Below are 21,044 nucleotides of genomic sequence, written 5' to 3' on the forward strand. Positions count from 1 at the left end.
ACCGTTTAATCATGCGTTAGCTATTTCAGGATTTATATGAAAATTAAGGGAAAATTTAAAAAACGTTATTGGCTTTACGCGCTGTTGGTGGTGATATTTTTCCTCTGGCTTTGGCAGTTTTTGCATGCGCCAGCCCCACAATATCAAACGATGATCGTGCGTAAGGCTTCGCTTCAGCAAAGCGTTCTGGCAACCGGAAAGCTCGATGCCGTACGCAAAGTTGACGTCGGGGCGCAGGTGAGCGGGCAGTTAAAAACGCTGTCAGTTAGCATTGGCGATAAAGTGAAAAAAGATCAGCTTTTGGGGGTTATCGATCCCGAACAGGCAGAAAACCAGGTCAAAGAGGTTGAAGCCACGCTGATGGAGCTGCGTGCCCAGCGCATGCAGTCCGAGGCCGAAAGTAAACTTGCCGCGGTGACGCTCTCCCGCCAGCAGGCACTGGCAAAAACTCAGGCGGTATCCCGCCAGGATCTTGATAAAGCGGCAACCGATTTGGCGGTAAAACAGGCGCAGATTGGCACCATTGACGCTCAAATTAAACGCAATCAGGCCTCTTTGAGCACCGCGAAAACTAACCTCGAGTTCACCCGTATCGTCGCGCCAATGGCGGGGGAAGTGACGCAGATCACAACGCTGCAGGGGCAAACCGTGATTGCCGCGCAACAGGCGCCAAATATTCTGACGCTGGCGGATTTAAGCACCATGCTGGTGAAGGCGCAGGTTTCTGAGGCCGATGTTATCCACCTCAAGCCGGGCCAGAAAGCCTGGTTTACGGTACTTGGCGACCCGATGACGCGCTATGAAGGAGTGCTGAAAGATATTCTGCCGACGCCAGACAAAGTCAATGAGGCTATTTTCTATAATGCGCGTTTCGAGGTGCCGAATCCGAAGGGCATTCTGCGCCTGGATATGACTGCTCAGGTGCATATTCAACTCGGCGGCGTAAAAGATGTGCTGACGATTCCGCTGGCCGCGTTGGGCGAGCCGATTGGTGATAATCGCTATAACATCACGGTGCTGCGCAATGGGGAAACCAAAACCCGTGAGATAACTATCGGTATGCGTAACGACACGCAGGTTCAGGTCGTTAACGGGCTGGAAGAAGGCGAAGAGGTGGTGACTGGTCGCGCCAATGCCGGGAGTGGCAAATGACGGCGCTGCTTGAATTAAAGGACATTCGTCGCAGCTACCCATCTGGTGAAGAGCAGGTTGAGGTGCTGAAGGGCGTCAGCCTGACGATTGAAGCCGGGGAAATGGTGGCGATTGTCGGCGCGTCCGGTTCCGGTAAATCGACGCTAATGAACATCCTCGGGTGCCTGGATAAACCCAGCAGCGGCAGCTATAAAGTGGCGGGGGTGGATGTGTCGGGGCTGGATAACGATGCGCTGGCGACGCTGCGTCGCGAGCATTTCGGCTTTATCTTCCAGCGTTATCACCTGCTTTCTCACCTTAATGCTTCGCAAAATGTTGAAGTCCCTGCGGTGTACGCCGGGACAACCAGGGCCCAGCGTCAGCAGCGTGCGCATGAATTGCTTGGGCGTTTGGGGCTAAAGGAGCGGGTGGAATATCTGCCTTCGCAGCTTTCTGGCGGGCAGCAACAGCGCGTCAGTATCGCCCGCGCGTTGATGAACGGTGGCCAGGTGATTCTGGCGGATGAGCCCACGGGTGCGCTGGATAGCCATTCCGGCGAAGAGGTGATCGCCACGCTGAAGCAGCTTTGTGAGCGTGGGCATACGGTGATTATCGTGACTCACGATCCGGCCGTGGCGGCGCAGGCTCAGCGTATTATTGAAATTCGCGACGGAGAAATTATCAGTAATCCTCCGCCTGTTCATCAGCCGGCCGCGCGGAAGGTTGAAAATCAGGCTCTGCGGAGCGGCTCGTCAATACAGCAACTCATCAGTAGCTTCCGCGAGGCGCTCGGTATGGCCTGGCTGGCGATGGCTGCGAACAAGATGCGCACGCTGCTAACCATGCTTGGCATTATTATTGGCATTGCCTCAGTGGTCTCTATTGTTGTGGTGGGCGATGCCGCTAAGCAGATGGTGCTGGAGGATATTCGTTCTATCGGCACCAATACTATCGACGTCTACCCCGGTAAAGATTTTGGTGATGACAATCCGCAGTTCCAGCAGGCATTAAAATATGATGATTTGCTGGCTATCGGCCAGCAGCCCTGGGTGAGTTCGGCCACGCCTTCTATTTCCAGCAATTTACGCCTTCGCTACGGCAACGTGGATGCGGCGGCCAGCGTCAATGGCGTCAGCGGCGACTATTTTGATGTTTACGGCATGACCATAAGCCAGGGCGCGAGCTTTAACGACGAGCAGATGAAGGGCCGTGCGCAGGTTGTGGTGCTGGATGCCAATAGCAAAAGACAGCTTTTCCCGAACAAAAGTGATGTTGTCGGGGAAGTTGTGCTAGTAGGCAATATGCCCGCCACGGTGATTGGCGTGGCGGAAGAGAAACAATCGATGTTCGGCAGCAGCAAAGTGCTGCGCGTCTGGCTGCCTTATAACACGATGGCCGGGCGAGTAATGGGGCAGAGCTGGCTCAACTCAATAACGGTGCGTGTTAAAGAAGGGTATGACAGCCACGAAGCCGAGCAGCAGCTTAATCGCCTGCTGTCGCTGCGTCACGGCAAGAAAGACTTTTTCACCTATAACATGGACGGGCTGTTGAAAACGGCGGAAAAGACCACACGTACTCTTCAGATGTTCCTGACGCTGGTGGCGGTTATTTCGCTGTTGGTCGGGGGGATTGGGGTCATGAATATTATGCTGGTGTCGGTCACTGAACGTACCAAAGAGATCGGTATCCGTATGGCGGTGGGCGCGCGAGCCAGCGATGTGCTGCAGCAGTTTTTAATTGAGGCGGTGCTGGTTTGTCTGGTCGGTGGCGCGCTGGGGATATCGCTGTCGCTGGTTATCGCGTTCACGCTGCAGCTGGTGCTGCCGGGCTGGCAGATAGGTTTCTCGCCGGTGGCGCTGCTGACCGCGTTTGGCTGCTCCACGGCAACGGGTGTGCTCTTTGGCTGGTTGCCGGCCAGAAACGCGGCACGCCTGAACCCTATCGATGCATTAGCCCGTGAGTAATCCCGGCGGTTGGTCATAAAAATGCCAGCCTTATGGGCTGGCATTTTATTTGCGGGATGTACACAATCAATGGGGAACTACGCGACCGCTTCCGCCTCGTGGGGAACGATCAGGCTGGCATGGTTGCCTTTAGGTCCCTGATGCACATCAAACCTGACAAGCTGTCCGGCTTTTAGCGTTCTGTATCCGTCCATTTGAATGGTGGAGTAGTGGGCGAAGATGTCTTCGCCGCCGCCTTCCGGGCAGATGAAACCGAACCCTTTGGCGTTATTGAACCATTTAACAGTACCCGTCTCCATGCTTCGACATCCTTCGTAACTCTTAATAGTGAGATGGAATCAACCGGTGGGTAAGGGCGGGCTGTTCAAAACCTCGCCAACTCACCCCGCTACAATGTAGATATTTTATACACTGCGTCAAGCGTCTGGCGGGGCAGGTAAGGCAACAATGAGTCAAAAATTTGAAGCAGTTAACGCTATTGCTATTAATGTGATGTAGCTCGCTTACGGAGATTCGTCACGGGATCGAATACGTTGTCATACGTTTGCGAAAAGCGTATTACACTCAATATAAGGCCTTGCCTGACAGTATGTTGGGCTTCAACAAACGATGATAAATCGCAATGGGTAAGACGAACGACTGGTTGGACTTTGACCAAATGGCGGCGGATAAACTGCGCGAAACGCTAAAACCGCCCTCCATGTATAAAGTTATACTGATGAACGATGACTACACGCCAATGGAATTTGTTATTGACGTACTGCAAAAGTTCTTTTCTTATGATGTTGAACGTGCCACGCAGTTGATGCTCACGGTTCACTATCAGGGTAAAGCTATCTGTGGCATCTTTACTGCAGAAGTAGCGGAAACCAAAGTGGCGTTAGTGAACCAGTATGCAAGGGAGAACGAGTACCCGTTGCTGTGTACGCTAGAAAAAGCCTGACAAGGCCGATAATTTGGGGAGGTGCCTATGCTCAATCAAGAACTGGAACTCAGTTTAAACATGGCTTTCGCCAGAGCGCGCGAGCACCGACATGAGTTTATGACCGTCGAGCATCTGTTACTGGCATTGCTCAGTAACCCATCTGCCCGCGAAGCGCTGGAAGCGTGTTCTGTGGACATGGTGGCGCTGCGACAGGAACTCGAAGCCTTCATCGAACAAACTACGCCGGTCCTGCCACCCAACGTTGAAGAGCGCGACACGCAGCCGACGCTCAGCTTCCAGCGTGTGCTGCAGCGAGCGGTGTTCCACGTGCAGTCCTCCGGGCGCAGTGAAGTGACCGGCGCCAACGTGCTGGTTGCCATTTTCAGCGAGCAGGAATCCCAGGCAGCCTATCTGCTGCGCAAACATGAAGTGAGCCGCCTCGACGTGGTGAACTTTATCTCTCACGGCACGCGTAAAGACGAACCGAATCAGTCTTCGGGTTCTGAAAATCCGGTCAACGAAGAGCAAGCAGGCGGGGAGGAACGTATGGAAAACTTCACCACCAATCTTAATCAGCTTGCGCGCGTGGGCGGGATTGATCCGCTGATTGGCCGCGATAAAGAGCTGGAGCGTGCTATTCAGGTTCTGTGCCGTCGCCGTAAAAATAACCCGCTGCTGGTCGGTGAATCAGGTGTGGGTAAAACGGCGATTGCCGAAGGGCTGGCGTGGCGAATTGTGCAGGGTGATGTGCCGGAAGTGATGGCCGACTGCACCATCTACTCTCTGGATATCGGTTCTCTGCTGGCTGGTACCAAATACCGCGGCGATTTTGAAAAACGTTTTAAAGCGCTGCTGAAACAGCTTGAGCAGGATCAAAATAGCATCCTGTTTATCGATGAAATCCACACCATTATTGGCGCGGGCGCGGCTTCCGGTGGCCAGGTCGACGCCGCTAACCTGATTAAACCGCTGCTTTCCGGCGGTAAAATTCGGGTGATTGGCTCGACGACTTATCAGGAGTTCAGCAACATCTTCGAAAAAGATCGTGCCCTGGCGCGCCGCTTCCAGAAGATTGATATTACTGAGCCAAGCGTTGAAGAAACGGTGCAGATCATCAACGGGCTGAAACCGAAATACGAAGCGCACCACGATGTTCGCTATACCGCGAAGGCGATTCGCGCGGCGGTTGAACTGGCGGTGAAATACATCAATGACAGGCATCTGCCGGATAAGGCTATCGACGTTATTGATGAGGCGGGCGCACGTAGCCGCCTGATGCCGGTCAGCAAGCGTAAGAAAACCGTTAACGTGGCGGACATCGAAACCGTAGTCGCCCGCATTGCGCGCATCCCGGAAAAAAGCGTTTCCGCGAGCGATCGCGATACGCTGAAAAGCCTGGGCGATCGCCTGAAAATGCTGGTGTTTGGCCAGGATAAAGCGATTGAAGCGTTGACCGAAGCGATCAAGATGAGCCGCGCCGGTTTGGGGCAGGATCATAAGCCCGTTGGTTCGTTCCTGTTCGCTGGCCCTACCGGGGTTGGTAAAACTGAAGTCACGGTACAACTAGCGAAGTCGCTGGGCATTGAGCTGCTGCGCTTTGATATGTCTGAGTACATGGAACGCCATACCGTAAGCCGCCTGATTGGTGCCCCTCCAGGCTATGTTGGTTTCGATCAGGGCGGGCTGCTGACGGACGCGGTGATTAAGCATCCGCATGCTGTTCTGTTGCTCGATGAAATCGAAAAAGCGCACCCGGATGTCTTCAATCTGCTGTTGCAGGTGATGGACAACGGTACGCTGACAGATAATAACGGGCGTAAGGCGGACTTCCGTAACGTGATTCTGGTGATGACCACCAACGCCGGGGTACGGGAAACCGAACGTAAATCTATCGGGCTTATCCGCCAGGATAACAGCACCGATGCGATGGAAGAGATCAAAAAGATCTTTACGCCGGAGTTCCGTAACCGTCTCGACAACATTATCTGGTTCAACCATCTCTCCACCGAGGTGATTCATCAGGTAGTGGATAAATTTATCGTCGAGCTCCAGGTTCAGCTGGATCAGAAAGGCGTTTCGCTGGAAGTTAGCCAGGAAGCGCGTGACTGGCTGGCAGAGAAGGGCTATGACCGTGCAATGGGCGCTCGCCCAATGGCGCGGGTCATTCAGGACAGCCTGAAAAAACCGCTGGCCAACGAACTGCTGTTCGGCAGCCTGGTTGACGGTGGGCAGGTCACCGTTGCGCTGGATAAAGACCAGCAGCAGCTGACCTACAGCTTCGTGAGTGCCCAGAAACACAAGCCGGAAGCGGCGCACTAGTGCCGTGAAACGAGCATAAAAAAGGCCGGGCATTGCCCGGCCTTTCTATTACAACTAACTCTCAACGCCGCCCATCTCAGGCCGCGGAATAAAAACTATCAACGGCTACGGAAGACAATGCGGCCTTTGCTCAGGTCGTACGGGGTCAGCTCAACGGTGACTTTGTCGCCCGTCAGAATGCGGATGTAGTTTTTGCGCATTTTACCGGAGATATGAGCGGTAACCACGTGCCCGTTTTCCAGCTCAACGCGGAACATGGTGTTAGGTAACGTATCAAGTACGGTACCCTGCATTTCAATATTGTCTTCTTTGGCCATCTAATCCTCTGGGGTATCACTACCGTAGTTTGAACCGGCAAGATAATGCCGAAGTTCGCTTATCATGTAAAGAATTGTTGGTGAAATCACCAGTGAAAGTGCATTTTGCTTATTACCCGCCGGTCACCCGCTTGCCGCATGGCAACGGCTGCGATGACAAACGCAAGGAGATAAATGAGAGGGTATTCCCTTAAACAATAAATCCCAGATAACGGCGGGGTAGCAGGCAAAAGCCACTTAGCGGCGCTAATTATAACACCCTCACATAAAATGTGTTGTTAAACATTATTGCTCAAGCGTCTGTGGAACCCAGCAATGAGAGCCTAAATGTTGCGGGCGAAGTTCCGCTAATGCTTGCAGATACTCCCGACGGGGAATTTCAATCACGCCCAGTGAAGCCGTGTGTTCATTTAATACCTGGCAGTCGATCAATTTGCCACCGTGGCGAATAAAGTGCTGACAGAAAACCAGCAGCGCCGTTTTGGAGGCATTCACCCGGCGGCTAAACATGGATTCGCCGCAAAATAATGCCCCCTGCGCCACGCCGTACATGCCGCCCACCAGCTCTTTTCCTTCCCATACTTCAATGGAATGAGCATGGCCTAATTCATGCAGCCGCAAATAGGCTTCTACAATGTCAGCGGTGATCCAGGTGCCTTCATTACGGTCGCTTGCGCAGCCGTAGAGTACGCGCTCAAAAGCATGGTTGAGCGTGATGGTGTAAGGCGAAGTGCGGTGAAAGCGCTTCATGCTGCGGCTAAGGTGAAACTGTTCCGGGTAAAGAATGGCACGGGGATCGGGCGACCACCACAAAATAGGATCGCCGGGAGAAAACCACGGAAAGATACCTCGCTGATAGGCCATCAGCAGACGTGCGGGGGTCAGGTCGCCGCCAAGCGCCAGTAACCCATTAGGTTCACGCAACGCCCCTTCCGGTGAAGGAAAGGCAATCGAGTCACGAGACAGCTGTACCAGGCGCATGACGACCAATACTCCAGAGCAATAGAGCAATAATAAATTGATAAACCCGTCATACTTCAAGCTGCAGGTGCGTGGACTGCACCCGTTATTCGGCTCATCCATGAGCCTCACCCTGAAGGGCCGCTGCGAGCAACGTTCAAATCTGTTCCCGACAGATTTGTTACACAAGTCACATAGTTAGCTATGCTCCTGGGGACTTACGGTCTTGCCGCCTGCCTGCAACTCGAATTATTTAGGGTTATACATAGTTTATCAGGAACGCCTACAGGCGCTGGCGAAATTGATAATAACGTCCACCGGACGCCATTAATTCGGCGTGATTACCTTGCTCAATTATTTGCCCGTTGTCCATCACAATTATGCTGTCAAAAGCGTTCAAACCGCGCAGGCGGTGAGTGACCATCAGCACAGTTTTATCTCTGGTGACTTCAGCTAACAAATCAAGTATTTGGCGCTCTGTTTCTGCATCCAGGCCTTCGGTAGGTTCATCCAGCAGCATAAGAGGAGCGTTATGCAATATTGCTCTGGCAATCGCAAGGCGACGAAGTTCCCCGCCAGAAAGCTGACGACCACCTTCGCCGAGCCAGCTATTAAGCCCGCCGTCTTCAAGCAATTTTTCAAGTCCTACCTGAGTCAGGGCGATGCTGAGTTGCTCATCGTTGGCTTCTGGAGACGCCAGTAAAAGGTTATCGCGAAGTGTGGCACTAAACAGGTGTACGCGCTGCGGGACTACACTCGTAGCTTTGCGCAGAGTGGCTTCATCAAAAGCGCTAAGGGCTATGTCGTTAAGTTGAATATCGCCCTGCTGAGCATCCCAAGCGCGCGTTAGCAATTGCAGTAAAGTGGATTTACCGCAGCCGGTTTTACCGAGGATCGCTACTCTCTGCCCAGCGCTGACAGACAGTGAAATGTCTTTCAGTGCCGGCTGGCTCTGGCCTGGATAGGTAAAGTTCAGCCCGCGAACGTCCAGAGCAGCCTGCCGTTGCTCGGGCTGCGTTGCTTCGGGAAAAATAACTTCGGGTGTCTGGCTGGTGATTTGCGTCACGCGGAGCGCGGAGGCAATGACCTGGCCAAGATGCTGAAAGGCGCCGGTAACCGGGGACATCGCTTCAAAAGCGGCCAGGGCACAAAAGACGAACAGGGCAATCAGCGCGCCGGGAGACTGGCTCTCGCCGACACCTGCAGAAGCCATCCACAGCATCGTCAGCACGGCAATACCGCTGATGAGCAGCATGACAGCCTGCGACAGAGCAGTTAGCCCGGCCTGGCGTCGTTGTGCTTCCTGCCAGCTGTTTTCTGTGGCATCTAACTGTTCGCGTGCGCGGTTTGCTGCGCCGAAAATGGTTAATTCCGCGTGGCTTTGCAGCCAGGAGGTTAGCTGTTGGCGATAGTTACCGCGTTGAACGGTTAGCGCTTCTCCGGTTGGCTGCCCGGCGCGGTAGAACAGCGGCGGTAACAAGATAAGCGTCGCGAGTAAAATTCCTCCAAGCGTTAAGGCGAGGGAAACATCAAGGAAACTCAGACCAAAAGTGACCACCAGGATCACCACAAACGCGCCGACCAGCGGGGATATAACCCGTAAATAAAGGTGATCGAGCGTATCGACATCTGCCACGACGCGATTGAGCAATTCTCCCTGGCGAAAGCGCGCCAGTCCGGCAGGGGAGAGGGGGAGCAGCTTGCTAAAGGTTGAAACGCGTAAATGCTGCAGGACGCGGAAGGTGGCATCGTGGCTGACCAGACGCTCAAAATAGCGACCCGCAGTGCGGGTGATAGCCGCTCCGCGAACGCCTGCAGCAGGTAGCATATAGTTAAAGCTGTAGAGCCCGGCTACGCCCACCACGGCCGAGGCAGAAAGGAACCAGCCGGAAAGCGTTAACAGGCCAATGCTGGCAAGCAGCGTGATAATCGCCAGCACAACGCCTAAAGACAGTAACCATTTGTGGCGACGATAAAGCGCCAGATAAGGCAGCAATGCGCGCATTAAATCTCCTCCTGGCGGCTTGCCAGTAATACAGCAAAGGGGCCTTCTTCAGCGGAGAGCTGTTCGAAGTTTCCCTGCTGAACAATCTGTCCGTTACGCATCACCCAAATTTGATCCCAACTGCTGATGTAGTCGAGTTGGTGAGTCACCATCAGCGTGGTTTGTTTGTGGGACGCTTCCGTGAGCGCTTCCATTACGCGCTGTTCGCTGTGAGCATCCAGGCTTGCGGCAGGCTCATCCAGCAGCAAAATACCGCAAGGGGACAACAACGCTCTGGCAACGGCCACTCGCTGCGCCTGACCCACGGATAAACGGATAGATTGATCGCCGATTGGGGTGTCAATTCCTTCTGGCAACTGCGGCAGGAACTCTGTCACCGACGCTTTATCCAGAGCGGCCTGTAAACGAGCGTCGTCAGCTTCTGGCATCCCAAGAAGTACGTTGCCACGTAGGGTAGCCGCCGGTAGCTGCGGGTTTTGTCCCACCCAGCTAAGCTGCGTACGCCACCATTCAGGTGAAAGCTGTGCCAGCTCGACGCCATTGACCAGCAACTGCCCCTGATAGGGCAGGAAGCCGGACAGGACATTTAGCAGGGAGCTTTTGCCCGCACCGCTTTGGCCCACCAGGGCCACGCGTTGCCCGGCGGGAAGCATGAAATTCAGCGGCCCGGCCAGCACTTTCCCCTCTGCGGACAGAATTGACATCTCTCGGGCTTCAAGAGTAAAAGTCCCGTTGCCTGAAAGCTGCACGGTGCCTTGCTCGGGATGTTGCAGCGGTGCGTCGAGGAAGGTCTTGAGGGTCTCTGCCGCGCCCACGGCCTGAGCCCTGGCGTGATAGAAGGTACCCATATCACGTAGAGGCTGGAAAAACTCAGGCGCAAGAATGAGTGACAGGAAGCCAGCGAATAGCGTCACTCCGGTTCCGTAGTGGCCGAAATTGAGCTCGCCCAGGTAAGAGAAGCCGAAATAGACGGCCACCACGGCGATAGATAACGAGGCGAAAAACTCCAGCACGCCGGAAGAAAGAAAGGCCATACGCAGCACTTCCATGGTGCGCTGACGAAAGTCCTGGCTTGCCGCACGAATATTTTCAGTTTCCGCCGCACCGCGGTTAAATACCCTGAGTGTTTCCATCCCACGAAGACGATCGAGGAAATGGCCGCTGAGCCTTGCCAGCGCCTGGAAATTACGGCGGTTCGCATCGGCTGCGCCCATGCCTACCAGCGCCATGAAAATGGGGATAAGCGGCGCGGTGCCCAGCAAAATGAGTGCTGCTGCCCAGTTGATCGGGAAAATGGCAATAATAATCAGCAGAGGCACCATGACCGCCAGCGACATCTGCGGCAGGTAGCGCGCATAGTAGTCGTGCATGTCTTCTATTTGCTCAAGTACCAACGTCGCCCAGCTGCCGACGGGTTTGCCCTGAATCCAGGCAGGACCTGCCTGATGCAATCTGTCGAGTACCTGGCGGCGAATTTCCTGGCGAATGTGCAGCCCTGCGTGGAATCCGACCTTTTCGCGCAGCCACACGACCCACGCGCGCAGCACAAATACCAGAACCAGCAAAATAAACGGCATGAGCAGTGCTTCACGCGGAATATTTTCCATGATCATGTGCTGGAGAATGCGGGCAAGCAGCCAGGCCTGGGCGACAATCAGTAAACCACTGACCAAACCGAGCAGACGTGACAAGCCGAGCCAACGGCGAGAGATAAGACTTTGCTGCTTTAGCCAGAGGCTAAGTTCTTGCTGACGGGTTTTATTCATCGCGTGCCAGATGCTGGTAGAAGAAGGAATTCTCAGGCAATTTTGACAGGCAATGTTACATGGCAGAAACAAGAAAGGCGACCTGCAAGGCCGCCTTTTTTAACATCTTTAAATTATTTACACTGTTCGGCCAGGCCGTCGAGATAGCGCTCGGCGTCCAGAGCAGCCATACAGCCGGTTCCGGCGGAGGTAATGGCCTGACGATAAATATGATCCATCACATCGCCCGCGGCAAATACGCCCGGAATGCTGGTCTGCGTGGCGTTGCCGTGGATGCCGGACTGCACTTTAATGTAGCCGTTTTCCAGCTCCAGTTGACCGTTGAAGATGGCGGTGTTCGGGCTGTGACCAATAGCCACAAACAGGCCGGCGACTTCCAGCTCTTCGGTAATATCGGTGTTTTGCGTGTCGCGCAGGCGAAGACCGCTGACGCCCATTTGATCGCCTGTGACTTCTTCCAGCGTGCGGTGGGTGTGCAGCACAATGTTGCCATTCTGCACTTTATCCATCAGACGGTTAATCAGGATCTTCTCCGCACGGAAGCTGTCGCGGCGGTGGATCAAATGCACTTCTGAGGCGATGTTGGCCAGATAAAGCGCTTCTTCAACTGCGGTATTCCCGCCGCCGATAACCGCGACTTTCTGGTTGCGATAGAAGAAACCGTCACAGGTGGCGCAGGCAGAAACGCCGCGGCCTTTGAAGGCTTCTTCGGAAGGCAGGCCAAGGTAGCGTGCAGATGCGCCGGTCGCGATGATCAGCGCGTCACAGGTATATTCGCCGCTGTCGCCCACCAGGCGGAAAGGACGGTTCTGCAGATCGACACTGGTGATGTGGTCGAACAGAATTTCAGTTTCGAACTTAGCCGCATGCTCGTGCATACGTTCCATCAGTAACGGACCAGTCAGGTCGTTAGGATCGCCAGGCCAGTTTTCGACTTCGGTTGTGGTGGTCAGCTGACCGCCTTTTTCCATCCCGGTAATCAGAACCGGTTTTAAGTTGGCGCGTGCAGCATAGACCGCTGCGGTATAGCCCGCAGGGCCGGAGCCAAGAATAAGCAGCTTACTGTGTTTAGCTGTGCCCATGAGATCCTCATTGAACGTTTACAGACAATGGGGATGATTGTAGGGAATTCGTTGCATTAAAAAAAGAGTGCAGCAATGTTGTTAACGATGTGTGTCATTGATGCTGCCTATAAGCCCAATGAATATCGCCGTCATGTGCATAAATAATCATTGTAATAGCACGGTAATCACGGGGCGAAAATGATGAATAATCATCAGCCAAAAGGAATATCTGGCACGTTCCACTAAAAATAGATGTTTTGCTTTGACAATCCCCTAAGCATTTGCGAAAACATTCGAGGAAGAAAAACATTTGGTGATGTGGAAGCCGCGTGCTCTCGCGCAAACCTGATGCAAATTTACCGAGTTATTGAAATTTACGCATGACGTGGACAGACGCTATGCGTGATGTCGATAGCAGCCGCAAGGCATCGGTCTTCTCACGTACACCCTGAACATTGACGTCACCAGGGTTATGGCAGGTGAAGGAAGGAATAGAGAGAGACAATAATAATGGTAGATAGCAAGAAGCGCCCGGGCAAAGATCTCGACCGTATCGATCGCAATATTCTCAACGAATTGCAAAAGGATGGGCGCATTTCTAACGTTGAGCTTTCCAAGCGTGTTGGGCTTTCGCCGACGCCGTGCCTTGAGCGCGTTCGTCGTCTGGAACGTCAGGGTTTTATTCAGGGCTATACGGCGCTGTTAAACCCGCATTATCTGGATGCCTCGCTGCTGGTATTTGTTGAGATTACTCTGAATCGTGGCGCCCCGGATGTGTTTGAGCAATTTAACGCCGCAGTGCAGAAACTTGAAGAAATTCAAGAGTGTCATCTCGTATCCGGTGATTTCGACTACTTGTTGAAAACACGCGTGCCGGATATGTCGGCGTATCGTAAACTCTTAGGTGAGACCCTGCTGCGTCTGCCGGGCGTGAACGACACCCGTACTTATGTTGTCATGGAAGAGGTCAAACAGAGTAACCGTTTGGTCATTAAGACCCGTTAATACGGGCCAGGTGCAAAATTGGCGTATTTTGGTTACACTCCTGGGAATCCATACAGCAACAGCTCCGGCAGGCCGCCGGTGCTGTTGTCTCCATTGAGTTTAAGGACCTGGAGAGCCTTTCTTGAGCCAGGAATATACCGAAGATAAAGAAGTAACATTGCGGAAACTGAGCAGCGGGCGCCGTTTACTCGAGGCTTTGCTGATCCTTGTCGCCTTATTCGCCATCTATTTGATGGTTGCCTTGTTAAGCTTTAACCCCTCAGACCCCAGTTGGTCGCAAACCGCATGGCATGAGCCAATCCATAATCTGGGTGGCGCGCCGGGAGCGTGGTTTGCCGATACGCTGTTCTTCATTTTTGGCGTGATGGCCTACACCATTCCGGTGATCATCATCGGTGGCTGTTGGTTCACCTGGCGCCAGCGCGGCAGTGAAGAGTTCATCGATTATTTTGCCGTTTCGCTGCGCCTAATCGGCGTCCTTGCGATGGTGTTGACCTCATGCGGGCTGGCGGCCATCAATGCGGACGATATCTGGTATTTCGCTTCGGGCGGCGTGCTGGGCAGCTTGCTTAGCACCGCGATGATGCCGCTGTTGAACAGCAGCGGTGGCACAATTGCGCTGCTTTGCGTTTGGGCCGCGGGCCTGACACTGTTCACCGGCTGGTCATGGGTCAGCATCGCCGAGAAACTCGGTAGCGCAGTGCTTACCGTGCTGACTTTTGCCAGCAACCGCACCCGTCGGGATAACACCTGGCAGGATGAGGATGAATACGAAGAAGAGCATGACGCAGACGTAGCGCCGCAGGTTTCTGCTGAGAAACGCGAATCCCGTCGTGCGCGTATTTTACGCGGTGCACTTGCGCGCAAGCAGCGCCTGTCACAGAAGTTTGCTAATCCTAACGGTCGCAAAACGGATGCTGCATTGTTCTCTGGCAAACGTATGGACGATGCTGAAGACGACGTGTTGTTCAGCGCGCGTGGGGTAGAAGCCGATCCGAACGATGTACTGTTCTCCGGGCATAAAGCGACTTTGCCTGAAGATCAGGAATACGATCCGCTGTTCAGTGGACATTCTGCCGTTGAACCTATAGCTGCTGCGGTCGCGGCGACAACGGCTAATCAGTCTTGGGCTGCGCCAGTACCGCCGGTTGCGCCAATGCCGCCAGTATCAACACCGGCACCTGCTGTTGACGCTGAGCCTGCTGCCCCAGCGATTGCCTGGGAACCGGCACCGACAACGGTCACACCAGAACCGGTTATTGCGCCAGCCCCGGATCATTACACTTCGCCGCACCCGGCAAGCATACAACAGCAGATTGTGCCTGAGACACATCAAAGCTGGTCTGAACCTGTTGTGCCAGTGGCTCAGCCAGTCGTTGAACCACAGCCTGCGCCTGAGCCGGTAGAAGAGGTGAAATACGTTCGCCCGCCGATGTACCACTTTGAAGAAGTCGAAGAGAAGCGAGCTCGCGAACGTGAACAGCTTGCGGCGTGGTACCAACCAGTCAATGAGCCAAAGCCTGATCCTTACAACTATGCGCCTGTAAAATCTGTGACACCGGAGCAGGCTCAACCTTCGATACCGACACCTGCGCCCGTTTCCGCGCCGTTATCGGCACCCGAAATGCCAGTGTCGGATGTAACGCAGGCTGCCTCAGGTGTTCAGCAGGCAGTAAAAACTGCGGCGACTGCGGCAGCATTTTCACCCGTATTCAGTATCGCCAGTGATGCGCCACGTCCGCAGGTAAAAGAAGGCATTGGCCCTCAACTGCCGCGCCCAAACCGGGTACGCGTTCCAACTCGTCGTGAACTGGCGTCCTACGGCATAAAACTGCCTTCCCAGCGAATGGCTGAAGAGCAGGCAAGACTCGCTGAGAACCAGCAGTCTGAAGACGATTACGGCGATGAAGGCGATGCGCTGCAGCAGCACGAACTGGCCCGCCAGTTTGCAGCTCAGCAACAGCAACGCTATGGCGAAGAATACGAAGACGAAAGCTGGTCTGAAGAACAGCAGGCTGAGGCGGAAGAAGCGGAACTTGCGCGTCAGTTTGCTGCGCAGCAGCAACAGCGCTACAGCGAGCAGCCGCAGCAAAATAATGCGCCGTTCTCCCTGGACGATTTTGATTTCCAGTCATCGTTGAAGGAGCTGGTGGATGATACGCCGAGCGAGCCGTTGTTTACCCCGAGCTTTGAACCGGCCTCGCAGCCAGTTCAGCACAGTCAACCAGCGGCACAGCCTTCTCAATATGTTCAGGCGGCTCAGCATCAGCCCGCTGCGCCAGAGCCAAAAGAGAGCCTGATCCATCCGTTCTTGATGCGCAACGGTGACGACCGCCCACTTCAGAAGCCGACCACGCCGCTGCCGTCACTGGATCTACTGACTTCTCCTCCAACTGAGGTTGAACCAGTAGATACCTTTGCGATGGAGCAGATGGCGCGTCTGGTAGAAGCGCGTTTGGCTGATTACCGTATCAAAGCCGATGTCGTGGACTATTCTCCGGGCCCGGTTATCACCCGATTTGAACTTGATTTAGCTCCGGGCGTGAAGGCTGCCCGTATCTCTAACCTTTCCCGTGACCTGGCGCGTTCACTCTCCACTGTCGCCGTGCGTGTGGTTGAGGTTATTCCGGGTAAACCTTACGTTGGCCTTGAGCTGCCTAATAAAAAGCGCCAGACCGTGTATCTGCGAGAAGTGCTCGACTGCGCTAAATTCCGCGACAACGGCTCTCCGTTGACCGTGGTTCTGGGTAAAGACATCGGCGGTGAGCCTGTGGTTGCAGACCTGGCGAAGATGCCTCACTTGCTGGTAGCCGGTACAACGGGTTCCGGTAAGTCGGTCGGCGTAAACGCCATGATCATCAGCATGTTGTATAAAGCAACACCGGAAGACGTTCGCTTCATTATGATCGACCCGAAAATGCTCGAACTGTCGGTCTATGAAGGCATCCCACATCTGTTGACCGAAGTGGTTACGGATATGAAAGACGCCGCGAATGCGCTGCGCTGGAGCGTGAACGAGATGGAGCGCCGTTATAAGCTGATGTCCGCGCTTGGGGTGCGAAATCTTGCGGGCTACAACGAACGCGTGCTGGAAGCTGAGCGCATGGGGCGCCCAATTCCTGACCCGTTCTGGAAGCCTGGCGACAGTATGGAAGTCAGCCACCCGATGCTGGAGAAACTGCCGTACATCGTGGTGCTGGTGGATGAATTTGCCGACCTGATGATGACGGTAGGTAAAAAAGTAGAAGAGCTGATCGCTCGCCTCGCACAGAAAGCGCGCGCCGCAGGTATTCACCTTGTTCTGGCTACCCAACGTCCTTCGGTTGACGTCATTACCGGCCTGATTAAAGCTAACATTCCAACCCGTATCGCGTTTACGGTGTCGAGCAAAATTGACTCACGTACCATCCTTGATCAGGGCGGTGCTGAATCACTTCTCGGCATGGGGGATATGCTTTATTCTGCGCCAAATTCCACGACGCCGATTCGCGTGCATGGCGCCTTTGTTCGTGACGAAGAAGTGCATGCGGTGGTGCAGGACTGGAAAGCACGCGGTCGTCCGCAGTACATCACCGGCATTACCGATGATGAAGGCAGCGGTGACGGCGGTGGTGGCGGGATGGACGGCGACGAAGAGCTGGATCCGCTCTTCGATCAGGCTGTCGCTTTCGTGGTTGAGAAACGGAAAGCATCTATCTCTGGCGTGCAGCGCCAGTTCCGTATCGGCTACAACCGGGCCGCGAGGATTGTCGAGCAGATGGAGGCGCAGGGGATCGTGAGTCCACAAGGACATAACGGTAACCGAGAGGTGCTTGCGCCGCCTCAGTTTGAGTAATCTGACCAAGCGCTAGTTCACTGAGTAAAAAAGAGCCGCATCTGCGGCTCTTTTTGCAAAGATGGGTAAATTACCGGAAAATCAGCTTATTCTTCTGTTGCGGTAGCCAAAGACTTCACTAGAGTGAGCAGCAGAAGCGCCATCATCAGGTGGTCAATGAATCCAGAGGGAAAATAATGAAAAAAATCGTAATGACCTGCGCGCTGTTAGCTGGCCTGACCGCAACCGGAGCCTGGGCTGACGCGGCCGGGGATTTGCAGGGCCGCCTTGATAAAGTTGGCAGCTTCCACGCCAGCTTCACCCAGAAAGTCACCGATGGCAGCGGCGCTGCCGTGCAGGAAGGTCAGGGGGACCTGTGGGTTAAGCGCCCAAACCTGTTCAACTGGCACATGACTCAGCCCGATGAAAGCATCCTTGTTTCCGACGGTAAAACCCTGTGGTTCTACAACCCGTTTGTTGAGCAGGTTACGGCCACCTGGCTAAAAGACGCCACCAGCAATACGCCGTTTATGCTGATTGCCCGCAACCAGTCCAGCGACTGGAAGCAATACAACATCAAGCAAAACGGCGATGACTTCGTGCTGACGCCAAAAAGCAGTTCGGGTAACCTGAAGCAATTCACCATCAACGTCGGCCGTGACGGCACTATCCATCAGTTCAGCGCAGTGGAGCAAGACGACCAGCGCAGCAGCTATACTTTGAAGGCTCAGCAAAACGGCGCAGTGGATGCCGGTAAGTTTACGTTCACCCCGCCAAAAGGCGTCACGGTGGACGACCAACGTAAGTAGAGGCTTGAGTGAGCAACCTGTCGCTCGATTTTTCAGAGAATACCTTCCAGCCACTGGCCGCGCGTATGCGGCCAGAAAATCTGGCGCAATACATCGGGCAGCAGCATCTGCTGGCCGATGGAAAACCGCTGCCCCGAGCTATTGAAGCAGGTCATCTGCATTCCATGATTCTTTGGGGGCCACCGGGCACCGGTAAAACGACCCTCGCTGAAGTGATTGCTCGCTATGCCAGCGCGGACGTCGAACGTATTTCTGCGGTAACCTCAGGCGTAAAAGATATTCGTGAGGCCATCGAACGTGCGCGGCAAAACCGCAATGCCGGGCGGCGCACCATTTTGTTTGTCGACGAAGTTCACCGTTTCAACAAAAGCCAGCAGGATGCCTTCCTGCCGCATATTGAAGACGGCACCATTACTTTCATTGGTGCGACAACCGAAAACCCTTCTTTTGAGCTGAACTCGGCGCTGCTTTCCCGCGCCCGCGTCTATCTGCTGAAATCACTGACCGTGGCGGATATTGAGCAGGTACTCAATCAGGCGATGAACGATAAAGCCAGGGGTTACGGCGGGCAAAATATCATCCTGCCGGAAGAAACGCGTAAAGCCATTGCCGAGCTGGTAAACGGCGATGCGCGCCGGGCACTGAATACGCTCGAAATGATGGCGGATATGGCTGAAATTGACGCCAGCGGCAACCGGATTTTGCAAACCCAATTGCTAACGGAGATTGCTGGCGAACGCAGCGCGCGTTTCGATAATAAAGGCGATCGCTTTTACGATCTGATTTCAGCGGTACATAAATCAATTCGCGGCTCTGCCCCGGATGCGGCCCTTTACTGGTACGCACGCATTATTAGCGCAGGCGGCGATCCGCTCTACGTCGCACGACGTTTACTGGCGATTGCCTCTGAAGACGTTGGCAATGCCGATCCGAGAGGTATGCAGGTGGCGATTGCCGCCTGGGATTGCTTCACCCGCGTAGGGCCGGCAGAAGGGGAGAGGGCTATTGCTCAGGCGATTGTTTATCTGGCCTGCGCCCCGAAAAGTAACGCCGTTTACACGGCATTCAAAGCCGCAATGGCCGATGCACGCGAACGTCCCGATTATGACGTGCCCGTTCATCTGCGTAACGCCCCAACGAAATTGATGAAAGAAATGGGCTATGGCCAGGAATACCGTTACGCCCACGATGAGCCGAATGCCTATGCCGCCGGGGAAGACTATTTCCCACCTGAAATGGCACAAACTCGCTACTATCGGCCGACCAACAGAGGTCTGGAAGGGAAGATTGGTGAAAAGCTAGCCTGGCTTACCGAACAGGATCAGAAAAGCCCCACAAAACGCTACCGCTAATGCAGGCGTTGCGGTAAGGTTAGCAAGACTATCAAAGCGGCCGCAGGCTGTGGCCGCACTCCTATAAATTCAATTCGATAAGCACAGGATAAGCATGCTCGATCCCAATCTGCTGCGTACAGAGCCAGACGCAGTCGCTGAAAAACTGGCACGCCGGGGCTTTAAGCTGGATGTAGACACGCTGCGCTCTCTGGAAGAGCGTCGTAAAGTACTGCAGGTCAAAACGGAAAATCTGCAGGCTGAACGTAACTCGCGATCGAAATCCATCGGCCAGGCGAAAGCGCGCGGAGAAGACATTGAGCCGCTGCGCCTGCAGGTTAACCAGCTGGGCGAAGAGCTGGATGCAGCGAAAAACGAGCTTGATTCTCTGCTGGCAGAAATTCGCGATATCTCGCTGACCCTGCCAAACATTCCTGATGACTGCGTGCCGTTGGGCAAAGACGACAGCGAAAACGTCGAAGTCAGCCGCTGGGGTGAACCGCGTAAATTTGATTTCGAAGTGCGCGATCACGTGACTCTGGGCGAAATGGCCAAAGGTCTGGATTTCGCTGCGGCGGTTAAACTGACCGGTTCCCGCTTTGTAGTAATGCAGGGGCAGGTGGCGCGTATGCACCGTGCGCTGAGCCAGTTTATGCTGGATTTGCACACCGAGCAGCACGGTTACATGGAAAACTATGTTCCGTATCTGGTTAACCAGGACACGCTGTACGGTACCGGCCAGTTGCCTAAGTTTGGCGGTGACCTGTTCCATACCCGTCCGCTGGAAGAAGAAGCGGACAGCAGCAACTATGCGCTGATCCCTACCGCAGAAGTGCCGCTGACCAACCTGGTTCGCGACGAGATCATCGACGAAGATTCCCTGCCGCTGAAGCTTGCCGCGCATACGCCGTGCTTCCGTTCCGAAGCGGGTTCTTATGGTCGTGATACCCGTGGTCTGATCCGTCAGCACCAGTTCGATAAAGTTGAGATGGTGCAGATCGTTCGCCCGGAAGACTCAATGGACGCTCTGGAAGAGTTGACCGGCCACGCGGAAAAAGTGCTACAGCTGCTGAGTCTGCCGTACCGTAAGGTGCTGCTGTGCAGCGGTGATATCAGTTTTGGTTCTGCTAAAACTTACGATCTGGAAGTCTGGTTGCCCGCGCAGAATACCTATCGTGAAATCTCTTCCTGTTCAAACATGTGGGATTTCCAGGCTCGTCGTTTACAGGCACGCTGCCGCAGTAAAGCAGACAAGAAAACTCGCCTGGTTCACACCCTGAACGGCTCTGGTCTGGCGGTTGGTCGTACTCTGGTCGCTGTCCTGGAAAACTACCAGCAGGCTGATGGCCGCATTCAGGTACCAGAAGTGCTGCGTCCTTACATGAACGGCCTGGAATACATCGGGTAATCCACCGTTTGTGAAGCATTGAAAAAGCGCCTCAGGGCGCTTCAGACTGCTGACTAACCCCACTGTTTTTTGGTGGGGTTCTGTTTTTGAGCGACCGCAGGTCGCGATCGCGATATTTTTTCTCTCACCCTGCCAGCGTTTTCAGCCACAGCCTCCGGGCCACATATCCCCTCATGAAGGCCGTCACCATGCTAAAAAGCCAGCAAAGATGCGCCAGCAGCGCCAT

15 protein-coding genes are annotated in these 21,044 nt (G+C 54.4%); 9 read left to right on the forward strand and 6 right to left on the reverse strand.

Features of this window, described 5'->3' with window-relative positions; translation table 11 throughout:
- Positions 1 to 36: 36 nt before the first annotated feature.
- Complete coding sequence (gene macA / locus B9Y90_RS16960) at positions 37 to 1,152, forward strand: macrolide transporter subunit MacA (RefSeq protein ID WP_085541969.1); 1,116 nt, start codon at positions 37 to 39, stop codon at positions 1,150 to 1,152.
- Positions 1,149 to 3,095: a macrolide ABC transporter ATP-binding protein/permease MacB gene (gene macB / locus B9Y90_RS16965; protein ID WP_085541970.1), complete on the forward strand. Its 1,947-nt coding sequence runs from the start codon at positions 1,149 to 1,151 to the stop codon at positions 3,093 to 3,095. The genes macA and macB overlap by 4 nt, the downstream gene beginning before the upstream one ends.
- Before the next feature lie 77 nt (positions 3,096 to 3,172).
- On the opposite strand, the gene cspD is transcribed toward macB, so the two are convergent.
- Positions 3,173 to 3,394, reverse strand: a complete 222-nt coding sequence (cspD, locus tag B9Y90_RS16970) for a cold shock-like protein CspD (protein WP_008461102.1) — start codon at positions 3,392 to 3,394, stop codon at positions 3,173 to 3,175.
- Between the two features lie 323 nt (positions 3,395 to 3,717).
- Here cspD and clpS point away from each other — a divergent pair, with 323 nt between their 5' ends.
- Both clpS and clpA read left to right on the forward strand, forming a co-directional pair.
- A complete protein-coding gene (clpS, locus tag B9Y90_RS16975) occupies positions 3,718 to 4,038 on the forward strand; it encodes an ATP-dependent Clp protease adapter ClpS (protein ID WP_008461103.1) in 321 nt (106 codons plus the stop codon).
- Between the two features lie 27 nt (positions 4,039 to 4,065).
- The gene (gene clpA, locus B9Y90_RS16980; protein ID WP_039291474.1) at positions 4,066 to 6,339 is read left to right on the forward strand and encodes an ATP-dependent Clp protease ATP-binding subunit ClpA; all 2,274 of its coding nucleotides are present in this window, start codon (positions 4,066 to 4,068) and stop codon (positions 6,337 to 6,339) included.
- Between the two features lie 98 nt (positions 6,340 to 6,437).
- Here the strand turns inward: clpA and infA are convergent, their stop codons facing one another.
- The 5 genes from infA to trxB all read right to left on the reverse strand — a co-directional run bounded on the left by infA (position 6,438) and on the right by trxB (position 12,469).
- Complete coding sequence (infA, locus tag B9Y90_RS16985) at positions 6,438 to 6,656, reverse strand: translation initiation factor IF-1 (protein ID WP_002211347.1); 219 nt, start codon at positions 6,654 to 6,656, stop codon at positions 6,438 to 6,440.
- A 285-nt stretch (positions 6,657 to 6,941) separates the two neighbouring features.
- Positions 6,942 to 7,637 (reverse strand): leucyl/phenylalanyl-tRNA--protein transferase, encoded by a 696-nt coding sequence (gene aat / locus B9Y90_RS16990; RefSeq protein ID WP_085541971.1) that lies wholly within the window; start codon positions 7,635 to 7,637, stop codon positions 6,942 to 6,944.
- A gap of 262 nt (positions 7,638 to 7,899) precedes the next feature.
- Complete coding sequence (cydC, locus tag B9Y90_RS16995) at positions 7,900 to 9,621, reverse strand: heme ABC transporter ATP-binding protein/permease CydC (RefSeq protein WP_085541972.1); 1,722 nt, start codon at positions 9,619 to 9,621, stop codon at positions 7,900 to 7,902.
- On the reverse strand, positions 9,621 to 11,387 hold the full coding sequence (gene cydD, locus B9Y90_RS17000) for a heme ABC transporter permease/ATP-binding protein CydD (protein ID WP_085541973.1): 1,767 nt from the start codon (positions 11,385 to 11,387) through the stop codon (positions 9,621 to 9,623). Before cydD ends, cydC begins: the two co-directional genes overlap by 1 nt.
- 113 nt (positions 11,388 to 11,500) lie before the next feature.
- Positions 11,501 to 12,469: a thioredoxin-disulfide reductase gene (gene trxB, locus B9Y90_RS17005; RefSeq protein ID WP_039291478.1), complete on the reverse strand. Its 969-nt coding sequence runs from the start codon at positions 12,467 to 12,469 to the stop codon at positions 11,501 to 11,503.
- A 492-nt stretch (positions 12,470 to 12,961) separates the two neighbouring features.
- Between trxB and lrp the strand changes: the two genes are divergently transcribed.
- The 5 genes from lrp (at position 12,962) to serS (ending at position 20,818) form a co-directional block, all read left to right on the forward strand.
- The gene (gene lrp / locus B9Y90_RS17020; RefSeq protein ID WP_000228469.1) at positions 12,962 to 13,456 is read left to right on the forward strand and encodes a leucine-responsive transcriptional regulator Lrp; all 495 of its coding nucleotides are present in this window, start codon (positions 12,962 to 12,964) and stop codon (positions 13,454 to 13,456) included.
- 121 nt (positions 13,457 to 13,577) lie between these two features.
- Positions 13,578 to 17,291 carry a DNA translocase FtsK 4TM domain-containing protein gene (locus B9Y90_RS17025; RefSeq protein ID WP_085541974.1) on the forward strand — a complete coding sequence of 1,238 codons (3,714 nt, stop codon included), beginning with the start codon at positions 13,578 to 13,580 and terminating at the stop codon, positions 17,289 to 17,291.
- A 176-nt stretch (positions 17,292 to 17,467) separates the two neighbouring features.
- Entirely contained in the window at positions 17,468 to 18,079 is a 612-nt protein-coding gene (gene lolA, locus B9Y90_RS17030; protein WP_039291483.1) for an outer membrane lipoprotein periplasmic chaperone LolA, read from the forward strand.
- An 8-nt stretch (positions 18,080 to 18,087) separates the two neighbouring features.
- Complete coding sequence (locus tag B9Y90_RS17035; RefSeq protein ID WP_085541975.1) at positions 18,088 to 19,431, forward strand: replication-associated recombination protein A; 1,344 nt, start codon at positions 18,088 to 18,090, stop codon at positions 19,429 to 19,431.
- A 94-nt stretch (positions 19,432 to 19,525) separates the two neighbouring features.
- Entirely contained in the window at positions 19,526 to 20,818 is a 1,293-nt protein-coding gene (serS, locus tag B9Y90_RS17040) for a serine--tRNA ligase (protein ID WP_085541976.1), read from the forward strand.
- The last annotated feature ends 226 nt before the right edge of the window (positions 20,819 to 21,044 follow it).

The sequence above is a fragment of the Cedecea sp. NFIX57 genome, from assembly GCF_900177785.1.
GTDB lineage: Bacteria > Pseudomonadota > Gammaproteobacteria > Enterobacterales > Enterobacteriaceae > Cedecea > Cedecea neteri_C.

Bases quoted from the DNA above. Each gene is read 5' to 3' on its own strand.
- lrp (WP_000228469.1), top strand. From the start codon at position 12,962: ATGGTAGATAGCAAGAAGCGCCCGGGCAAAGATCTCGACCGTATCGAT.
- macA (WP_085541969.1), top strand. From the start codon at position 37: ATGAAAATTAAGGGAAAATTTAAAAAACGTTATTGGCTTTACGCGCTG.
- clpA (WP_039291474.1), top strand. From the start codon at position 4,066: ATGCTCAATCAAGAACTGGAACTCAGTTTAAACATGGCTTTCGCCAGA.
- serS (WP_085541976.1), top strand. From the start codon at position 19,526: ATGCTCGATCCCAATCTGCTGCGTACAGAGCCAGACGCAGTCGCTGAA.
- lolA (WP_039291483.1), top strand. From the start codon at position 17,468: ATGAAAAAAATCGTAATGACCTGCGCGCTGTTAGCTGGCCTGACCGCA.
- cydC (WP_085541972.1), bottom strand. From the start codon at position 9,621: ATGCGCGCATTGCTGCCTTATCTGGCGCTTTATCGTCGCCACAAATGG.
- aat (WP_085541971.1), bottom strand. From the start codon at position 7,637: ATGCGCCTGGTACAGCTGTCTCGTGACTCGATTGCCTTTCCTTCACCG.
- trxB (WP_039291478.1), bottom strand. From the start codon at position 12,469: ATGGGCACAGCTAAACACAGTAAGCTGCTTATTCTTGGCTCCGGCCCT.
- cspD (WP_008461102.1), bottom strand. From the start codon at position 3,394: ATGGAGACGGGTACTGTTAAATGGTTCAATAACGCCAAAGGGTTCGGT.
- clpS (WP_008461103.1), top strand. From the start codon at position 3,718: ATGGGTAAGACGAACGACTGGTTGGACTTTGACCAAATGGCGGCGGAT.
- infA (WP_002211347.1), bottom strand. From the start codon at position 6,656: ATGGCCAAAGAAGACAATATTGAAATGCAGGGTACCGTACTTGATACG.
- macB (WP_085541970.1), top strand. From the start codon at position 1,149: ATGACGGCGCTGCTTGAATTAAAGGACATTCGTCGCAGCTACCCATCT.
- cydD (WP_085541973.1), bottom strand. From the start codon at position 11,387: ATGAATAAAACCCGTCAGCAAGAACTTAGCCTCTGGCTAAAGCAGCAA.